The sequence below is a fragment of the Serratia sp. DD3 genome (genome assembly GCF_000496755.2).
This window is the reverse complement of the sequence record NZ_AYKS02000017.1, coordinates 78,741-87,671: the sequence shown is the minus strand read 5'-3', so window position 1 is coordinate 87,671 and position 8,931 is coordinate 78,741. Positions and strand designations below refer to the sequence as shown.

Below are 8,931 nucleotides of genomic sequence, written 5' to 3'. Positions count from 1 at the left end.
CCAATCCATCGAGACGACGATGTCAGTACGTTCGGCGACCACATAGGGAACCCAATCATCAAACAAGCTCCAGACATTGAGCTTTGTGTTGGTGAGCAGTCTATCCACCTGCTTGACGGCGTGCTTTCGCTCAAGGCCGCTGGCCAAAGAGAGGCCATTGCCAATGGCATGGATGGCCAATGACCCCGACTCAATAACCCCGTGGGTTGCATTGGCGAGCGACAAGACACGCTTGGCATGCATGTCCTGTCCGAATATGTCATCAATGTGGTTAAGAATTATTTCGTGGTTAAGCATGGAGGCTGTCTGCTCGCTATTAGCTGGTCAAGAACGGAGATCATACCTCAGAAGCCTTGCCATGCCTTGCTCATATGAGGGGATGGCTAAGCTCAGGGAGCGGAGCATAGACTCCTTCACGTGGGTAAACAATATTAAATGTATGATTAAGATTTTTTTTATATTAAAATCAATAAATTAAACTCGATATCATTGTCATTCAGCCGGTGTGGTAAAGGTGTTATTTTGTTTTGGTAAATTCAGGTATAAATTTTTTTACTTTTAAATCAGTGTGTTATATAAATTTGAATTAATTGCATATTGTATTTAAAAAATATTAACTTAATTAAGGGAATTCTTTCTACGCTTTGCCCCAAGGCATTTTTTAATCTTAACAGCATAAATAATAATAATTCACTAAGGTTTTTTTTTATTGTCGGCTAAAGTCTATTGCTGTGCGTGTTATCCTTGCTGTCAGTTTGGATGCGATATGGGGTATGCCGAAATACACTGCTAGTGGCAGGGTTTTTTAAAATTATCCTTTTCGGTAACTTAATTGTCTCAAGATGTGATTAATCTATAGTATGTTGATGGGTATTATGAAGGGCGAGATTTACGGTTTTTTAATTGATGAAGAAATTTTATTTGATATAAATAAAAAAAGGTTGATTCGCTTTAGTGATGACACTGAATTGCGTGCTGTAACAATTTCGGCAGTTTCTCTTAGTGTAAACCTAGTGCGATTACTAACCTTATTACTGACCAGTGAGAAAGGTGTCGTTGTCTCGAAGAATGATATCCTCAATAATGTTTGGGAAGACAATAATCTCTCTTCCTCCAGTCAGCGATTGTGGCATGCTATCAATGAATTGAGACGAAAATTGATGGCAATGGGGCTTTCTTCTGATTTTATTTCGAGTGTCAGAGATTCCGGTTATTTTATTAATAACCATAAAGTGACGCCACTTTTTTACGGTTAATATGTCGAGATTGAATATATCAGCAGTGAAGTATCGGGATTGGTTTTATTCTGTGAATCCGTTTTATTTTTTGAATCCATAGTTTATAAACCTCATCCCTTGGTATTGTTGTGTCGTGACTGCGGATAGTAATTAGTCATTATTTTTGGGTTAATAAATTGTCCATCATGTTTAAGTTGACCTGGCACTGTATTAAACTATGTAATGAGGTAATCCCCAATTTGATCATAGCTGCTCGTTTGTGGGCACTGACAGTTTTTGGGTGAATCTGCATTGTTCTTGCAACCTGTAAGGTTGGCATTCCTTTTAACAAATATTTTAGTACCTTGATTTCTTGATGTGTCAGCGGTGTTGTCGATTTTGATTTCTGCCTGACATCTGGTAAATTCAGGATGGTATCTTGCAAATAGTGACTTAACTCATTTATTGTTATTGCATTATCCAGCACAGCGGAAACATTATTCAGACCTGAAAGATAGTCCTTCAGCCGCCCAAGAATAAGGGTTTGCGCCATGATAATGACTTTGGCTTGCGGATAGTGTAAGGGGAGCCATTTGATAATAAAATCAAGGGTGTTCCCATAGCTATCATAAGTGTTTTGTAAGCCTAAAATAAAAACATCTACATCAGTGCCGGGTAATGCTAGATAGTCACTGATTTCTAAATATTTTTTTTCCGCAATAACCGTTAGGTCAATATTGCCACATGAAAGACGAGATAAGGTTGATTTTATACCTTCCCTGGTATACATGCAGGCATGTTGGATAAATAAATTTTTCCTAATGCTCATTTTTTCCCTGTTTTTTGTAAAATCCATAAGTATTTTTTTTGACTTTTGAAATTTATTTTCATCATTAAAATTACAGATGGATGGCATGGCTGGTGGATAACGTCATTTATAATGAACAACTAATAGCCATGTAATATCAAGTATCATGGGTATGGTTCAGTTAAGAGATGCCATATACACTTTATCCTTCAAGCGGCCTGAATGCTGGCTGTAGTTACCGATCAATAGTTACCGATCAATAGTTACTCGGCCCAATCAAGGCACTCGAATTATTTTGTGCATAACCGTTTATTTGGTAAAAACAGAGTGTGTTTTTCCCTGGTGTGGGTCAAATGTGGTTATTTTAAATTGCATTGGGCATAACGATACGAGTGAAGCATTGATCGGTATGCTTGGTAAATTATTACCGTCATCTCTGTCTAGCAGTGTTTGCTAACGATAGGCAATTAATATTATTTAACGTATAAGTCGCATTCACTTGGCTGCATTATAAGAATAATCTCACCCTTATCAAGAAATCTACTCATGTAATTAGCGCTCTAGAAAAGCGCAAGATTAGGTTTGTTATCTTTTATTTTTTTATTAATCTGGTGTTTAATTCTGCAATAAAACATAATGTTATTATTTTATAAATATAACGAGGTGGTTGGCTTCACTGATTTTGAGTAGTTTAATGTTGCAAAATTTTATAAAAAATAGAATAAAATTTTAATTTTATTCTATTACATTGTTTTTATTCTGTTTTTGGTTTGGTTGGCTTGATTGTAAAGCGAGCAATGAGCAATGAGCAATGAAAATGATGTGTCCCAATGCCAAGCGGATCTGTCTGGCAGACCGTTAGGTCGATTCTTTGTCTGGCAGGCTAACCAGGCATCTAATCAACGCCTTGCGGTTATGACCTGTCAACCACCGCTTGAGTGAAAATGAATATACTCGCCATACTTCAAGTTGCTTGAGTGTTGGCTGAGGTTACTCGTCTCATCCATGAGGTTCACTCTGCGGGCCAACACAAGCGCTGTTCAAATCGATTGCTGATCGATTTGTCTCGGATTGGCCGTCTTCAGGCAACTCGAATTATTTTGGGTATTGACAGCAGTGCGCTTGCAGTTTGTAAATATACGTAAAAATATATATTATTTCTTTGCAGTATTAAACAATGAGGTTTTGGTTACTCTTCGTTGGAATGATTGACATTAACTGAAGGATATAGAATGAAAAGCATTTTCTTTTTCGATGCGATGCTGACCCCAAAAATTATTACCTTTTTGTATTGGCTCAGTCTGCTAGGGACGATTCTCTTTGGCATTGGGTATATGTATATGGTTGATTTTTTCTATGGCCTACTGGGGTTGGTGATTGTTTGTGTCATGACCCGAGTCTCTTTTGAAATGATTATTATTGCATTTAAAAATAACGAGTATCTGCGCAAGATTGCTGAAAAACCGTAACATACTTAGCAATATAATTATGTTTATCAGTAGCATTGGTATCATTGATACCAATGCCATTTTCCTGCCGTTAATCATTATCGCCAGGTTTAGCGCTTTCATTGGTTTTGCATCTTAGTGGATTAAGTAAAGCCGAACAGGGTAAATGCGTCGTCTTCAGGGTAGTAGTCAAGCAGGCGAGTGGTTTCTTCCAGTGAGAGTCGTTTGTATTGGTTGTTGGAGATGCCGTGTACTACAGCGTACTGTACATCGGTGATGCGGATACAGCGATCAAGTAGGTCAGCCGCATCCCGGTGACTAAGAAAAGTGCTCATATCACGAGCGCTCACCTGCTGGCCCTTTTCCAGAGTGGTGCAGTTGGCAATCCGTACCGATAACGCAGAAAGACCTTCCTGATAGGCGAAATAGGCGGCGATACCTTCACCAAATGCCTTACTGGCACCGTACATATTTTTGGGTCTCGGTGCATCTTCGGGGCGTACTTGATAATTCAAGGGATAACCTTCCACGGCAAGGGAGCTGCTGGCGAACACCACGCGTTTACAGCCCGCATCTTTTGCCGCCCGGAATATATTGAATGTGCCAAGGATATTGTTGTTCATCAATGACGCGTGAAACTTGATATCAGGAGTGGGCTCGGCTGCCAGATGTAGTACGGTATCAATATTGGCGCAGGCATTACGGCAGGCTTCAATATCGCTGATATCAAAAGCCAACGCTTGATCTTCGGGTCGCAGCTCATTCAGCATATCGATATCCTTTTCGGCTAAACGAAAAGTGTAACGATGACCAGCAAACTGTCTGAATGCCGTTGCTACACGACCACTTGCACCAGTAATCAAAATTCGCCCAAGTTCGCTACGTAGTGCCATGACAACTGCTCACCCTCAATCAAATTTTCAGGACAACATTAATAATACTGTGAGTTATTTTTGTCTACCTTTTAATTAGTTTTTCTGATGTATTTTGTTGGGTAATGGGGAGCTATTTTGGTATTAATTTGAAAAATGGTAAGTATTTTTAAGAAAAATCTTATTTATTTGTCAGAAATCAAGCGGATGTTTCGAGAGTATGAAGACCTTTTGATGTGCTCAACATGTTGTTAATATTGGTTTTTAATGGATTCCATCCTGGTTGGGTAATCTGCTTCCATATCTGTACACATTAAGTTACCCCTTCAATTTCAATTAGACTGGTTAATGTTTTCCTGGGGCGTTAACCGTGATCAAATTTTAACGGTCACTCTATTTCGATAGTGTGATTTTGTACTCCAGATCACACTTCGATAACTTTGTGCGGGAAGGTCTTGCCGGATGGAAAAACAGAATGTTACCGTCATGGCTCAACCAAATTTAGGGTTGTCACTGCGTTAGCAGGCAAAACCTAAACTTCGTGCTGCTGTCTTCCCTGTTGGGTGTCGACAGTAACGAGGTTTAGGTTTTTTTTTGCATTTAATTCCTCAACGGTGATTGGCCATCGCCAGCGAGTGAGATCACGAACGCTAAGAATTAAGGATATTGTTATGAAATATAAGGAGTTAGCCAGTGAGGTTTTGGCCGGGGTCGGTGGCCGCGACAACGTGAAGAGTCTGGTGCATTGTGCTACCCGTTTGCGTTTTAAACTACATGACAGCAGCAAGGCTGATGTACAAGCGCTGAAGAAAAATCCGGGCATTATCATGGTAGTGGAAAGCGGCGGTCAGTTTCAGGTCGTTGTCGGTAACCATGTTAGCGAGGTTTATAACAGTTTGAATGTGCTGGCTGGGTTAGATGATCCCCAGCCAACGGATGCCAAAAAGGGTGATAAGGAGAATCTGCTCAGTCATTTTATTGACATTATTTCTGGCATTTTTACTCCGATACTCGGGGTGTTGGCTGCTTCGGGGATTTTAAAAGGCTTTTTGGCCTTGAGTCTGGCCTGTGGCTGGTTACTGGAGAGTAGTGGCACGTTTAAGCTGTTATTTGCCGCCAGTGATGCTCTGTTCTATTTCTTCCCGATTATTTTAGGTTACACCGCAGGGAAGAAGTTTGGTGGCAATGCCTTTGTGACGATGGCTATCGGTGGTGCGCTGACCCATCCATTGATGATGACAGCTTTCGATGCATCACAACAGGTAGGCGCACAGCCTGAATATTTTCTCGGTATTCCGATTACCTTTATTAACTACAGCTCCTCGGTTATTCCGATCATCTTTGCCGCTTGGATATCTTGTCGGTTGGAGCCCTGGTTCAACCGGCTGTTCCACAGCGCGTTACGTAATTATGTGACACCATTAATGTGTCTGGTGATCACCGTGCCGTTAACGTTCTTGCTGATTGGGCCAGTCGCTATCTGGTTTAGTCATTTGCTGGCTAATGGCTATCAAACCATTTATGCCTTTAATCCGGTTATTGCTGGCGCATTTATGGGGGCGTTATGGCAAGTCTGCGTGATCTTTGGCCTGCATTGGGGGCTAGTACCGTTGATGGTCAACAACCTGAGTGTGCTGGGATATGACTCAATGGTACCACTGTTATTACCCGCAGTGATGGGGCAGGCGGGGGCGGCACTGGGGGTCATGCTGCGCACCCGCGACAGCAAACTGCGGGTGATGGCTGGATCTGCAGTGACTGCCGGTATTTTTGGTGTCACTGAACCCGCAGTCTATGGGGTGACATTACCCTACAAACGCCCCTTTGTTTTCGGCTGCGTGGGGGGGGCACTAGGGGGAGCGGTGATCGGCTATTTTCAGACGGCAACCTACTCCTTTGGCTTGGTCAGTGTTTTCACCTTTGCTCAGATTATTCCCGCCAGCGGTTTCAACGCTACGGTATGGGGGGCGATTGCCGGTACTCTGCTCGGCTTCCTGTTTGCTGCCATTGCCAGCTATCTGTTTGGCATTGTTCCCACCGCCAGGCTGGAAGGGGAAGAGTCCCTCACATCGCCTACTCCCGTTAATCGCAACCCGGTGTTATTCAGCCCGATAGCCGGTGAAGTCATTTCACTGGAGCAGGTAAACGATGCCACTTTTGCCAGTGGTCTGTTGGGGAAGGGGGTGGCCATTGTGCCGAGCCAGGGCAGGTTAGTGGCCCCGGTCAATGGTACGGTTGTTTCACTGTTCAAGACACGTCATGCCATCGGTATTGAATCGGATGAAGGGATACAACTGTTAATTCATATCGGCATTGATACTGTCAAATTAGATGGTCAGCATTTTACTGCGCATATTGCCGAGGGGGCGCGTGTTAAGACCGGGGAGTTGCTGATTGAGTTTGATCTGGCTGCCATCCAGGCGGCAGGTTTTGATACCACCACGCCAGTCATTGTCAGCAACAGTGATGACTATATCGATGTGCTTGCCAGTGGCGAGAGCCCGGTGCAAGAGCGGGCACCATTACTGACCCTCTATCCAGTGTAATCAAGATGCAGCCAACAACCCTGCAGCTTGAGTGACAACGGGTCTATTAGATTAATCAGTCTATTGGCGTTACGAATCATTAAGGAGAAAGCGATGAGTTGCAAATTTCCCAAATCTTTCCTCTGGGGCGGGGCAGTGGCGGCAAATCAGGTGGAAGGGGCCTATTTGGCGGAGGGCAAAGGCCTTTCAACATCAGATCTGCAACCCGAAGGGATCTTTGGTGCACTGATGCCGCGAGTTTCGGGTGATAGCAGCATCAAGGATGTCGCCATCGATTTTTATCACCGTTATCCGGAAGATATCGCGCTGTTTGCCGAAATGGGGTTTAAATGCCTGCGCACCTCGATTGCCTGGGCGCGTATCTTTCCACAAGGTGACGAAGAGACGCCCAATGAAGCTGGATTGGCATTTTATGATCGCTTGTTTGATGAGATGGCGAAATATGACATTAAGCCGCTGATCACCCTTTCACATTATGAAATGCCCTATGCTCTGACACAAAAATACGGTGGTTGGGGGAACCGCAAAACCATTGGGTTCTTCGAGCATTATGCGCGGACTGTGTTTGAGCGTTATAAACACCAAGTAAAACACTGGCTGACGTTTAATGAGATCAACATGTCGCTGCATGCTCCTTTTACGGGTGTTGGCTTGCCGGAAAATAGCAGTAAAAGTGAAATTTATCAGGCGATTCACCATCAGTTGGTGGCCAGTGCCAAAGCGGTAAAAGCCTGTCACGAGATAGTACCCGAGGGGCAAATTGGCAATATGTTGCTGGGTGGCATCCTTTATCCGCTCAGTTGTAAACCCGATGATCTATTGGAAACCCAGCGTCAGAACCGTGATTGGCTGTTCTTCGGTGATGTACAGGCGCGAGGGGCTTACCCTGCCTATATGAAACGTTTCTTCCGTGAAAACGACATTAAGGTGACGATCACCGAGGAAGACCAGCTGGCGTTAAGTGAAACCGTCGATTTTATCTCTTTCAGTTATTACATGAGTGGCTGTGTTACCACGGATAAAGAGCAGAACAACACCGCCCGCGCCAATATCCTTAACATGGTACCCAACCCCCATTTGGCGAGTTCAGAATGGGGGTGGCAAATAGATCCTGTGGGTTTGCGCTATTTACTCAATGTGTTGTATGACCGTTACCAGAAGCCATTGTTTATTGTGGAAAATGGGCTAGGGGCGCGGGATCGTCTTGAGGCAGACGGCAGTATCAATGATGATTACCGCATCAATTACCTCAATGACCATTTGGTTCAGGTTGCTGAGGCCATCGACGATGGTGTTGAAGTGATGGGATATACCAGTTGGGGGCCCATTGATCTGGTGAGTGCTTCCAAAGCAGAAATGTCGAAGCGTTATGGTTTTATTTATGTTGATCGTGATGATGCCGGCAAGGGTAGCTTGGCGCGGTACCGTAAAAAGAGTTTTTACTGGTATCGCGATGTGATCCACAGTAATGGCGAGAGCCTGAAAATAGAGTAATCTTATCCGCTGGCGTTTTTACCCTCACTTTTAGGGGCGGGTCAAAAAAGTGATTGACGAGCATGATACCCAGCAGTAATATGCGCCCCGCATCGGCGAGTAGCGCAGCTTGGTAGCGCAACTGGTTTGGGACCAGTGGGTCGGAGGTTCGAATCCTCTCTCGCCGACCAAATTTGAAAAACCTGCTTTTTAGCAGGTTTTTTTTCGCCCATAGTTTAAGAGGATGAGAACCTCCGAAGGAGGTTTGAGCCGAGCGAAGCGAGACCACGTTGCGCCAGCAACGGCCCGAAGGGCAAGCATCGAAGATGCGAGTAATCCTCTCTCGCCGACCAAATTTGAAAAACCTGCTTTTTAGCAGGTTTTTTTTCTCCTGTCGTTTAAGCCTGTCGTTTAAGAGGATGAGACAAAACGGCCTGGAATCTTGGGGAAGACCAGCGATTCCTAAGCTATCCTCTGTGTGTCTGCCCAGTGAACTTGAATATGTCCTTGTTTGCTGCCTTACTGCCCTATAAAGCGCGGTTCAAAACGGAGTATGTTTTTCCCCGT

Annotated in this window: 6 protein-coding genes, 1 tRNA gene, 1 other RNA gene and 1 pseudogene; 6 read left to right on the top strand and 3 right to left on the bottom strand. The window is 43.8% G+C overall.

The features are described 5' to 3' along the window. Positions 1-297 (bottom strand): annotated as a pseudogene (locus tag IO95_RS03180) (IS4 family transposase); the annotation flags it as partial. 578 nt (positions 298-875) lie between these two features. Here IO95_RS03180 and IO95_RS23410 point away from each other — a divergent pair. Next, a complete protein-coding gene (locus IO95_RS23410; RefSeq protein WP_235186727.1) occupies positions 876-1,256 on the top strand; it encodes a winged helix-turn-helix domain-containing protein in 381 nt (126 codons plus the stop codon). Between the two features lie 139 nt (positions 1,257-1,395). Here the strand turns inward: IO95_RS23410 and IO95_RS03170 are convergent, their stop codons facing one another. Further along, positions 1,396-2,073, bottom strand: a complete 678-nt coding sequence (locus IO95_RS03170; RefSeq protein WP_160165605.1) for a LuxR C-terminal-related transcriptional regulator — start codon at positions 2,071-2,073, stop codon at positions 1,396-1,398. Positions 2,074-3,257: 1,184 nt separating this feature from the next. Between IO95_RS03170 and IO95_RS03165 the strand changes: the two genes are divergently transcribed. Next, entirely contained in the window at positions 3,258-3,494 is a 237-nt protein-coding gene (locus IO95_RS03165) for a DUF4282 domain-containing protein (RefSeq protein WP_037383776.1), read from the top strand. 122 nt (positions 3,495-3,616) lie between these two features. Here IO95_RS03165 and IO95_RS03160 read toward each other — a convergent pair whose 3' ends face one another. Beyond that, on the bottom strand, positions 3,617-4,366 hold the full coding sequence (locus IO95_RS03160) for an NAD(P)-dependent oxidoreductase (protein ID WP_037383773.1): 750 nt from the start codon (positions 4,364-4,366) through the stop codon (positions 3,617-3,619). Between the two features lie 650 nt (positions 4,367-5,016). Here IO95_RS03160 and bglF point away from each other — a divergent pair. The 4 genes from bglF (at position 5,017) to IO95_RS23825 (ending at position 8,717) form a co-directional block, all read left to right on the top strand. Next, positions 5,017-6,891 carry a PTS beta-glucoside transporter subunit IIABC gene (gene bglF / locus IO95_RS03155; RefSeq protein WP_023489116.1) on the top strand — a complete coding sequence of 625 codons (1,875 nt, stop codon included), beginning with the start codon at positions 5,017-5,019 and terminating at the stop codon, positions 6,889-6,891. Between the two features lie 93 nt (positions 6,892-6,984). Further along, on the top strand, positions 6,985-8,385 hold the full coding sequence (locus tag IO95_RS03150; RefSeq protein WP_023489115.1) for a glycoside hydrolase family 1 protein: 1,401 nt from the start codon (positions 6,985-6,987) through the stop codon (positions 8,383-8,385). 93 nt (positions 8,386-8,478) lie between these two features. Beyond that, positions 8,479-8,555: transfer RNA gene (locus IO95_RS03145), tRNA-Pro, on the top strand. A 32-nt stretch (positions 8,556-8,587) separates the two neighbouring features. After that, positions 8,588-8,717, top strand: a non-coding RNA gene (locus IO95_RS23825) — RtT sRNA. The last annotated feature ends 214 nt before the right edge of the window (positions 8,718-8,931 follow it).

Bases quoted from the DNA above. Each gene is read 5' to 3' on its own strand.
- IO95_RS03170 (WP_160165605.1), bottom strand. From the start codon at position 2,073: ATGGATTTTACAAAAAACAGGGAAAAAATGAGCATTAGGAAAAATTTA.
- IO95_RS03165 (WP_037383776.1), top strand. From the start codon at position 3,258: ATGAAAAGCATTTTCTTTTTCGATGCGATGCTGACCCCAAAAATTATT.
- IO95_RS23410 (WP_235186727.1), top strand. From the start codon at position 876: ATGAAGGGCGAGATTTACGGTTTTTTAATTGATGAAGAAATTTTATTT.
- IO95_RS03150 (WP_023489115.1), top strand. From the start codon at position 6,985: ATGAGTTGCAAATTTCCCAAATCTTTCCTCTGGGGCGGGGCAGTGGCG.
- bglF (WP_023489116.1), top strand. From the start codon at position 5,017: ATGAAATATAAGGAGTTAGCCAGTGAGGTTTTGGCCGGGGTCGGTGGC.
- IO95_RS03160 (WP_037383773.1), bottom strand. From the start codon at position 4,366: ATGGCACTACGTAGCGAACTTGGGCGAATTTTGATTACTGGTGCAAGT.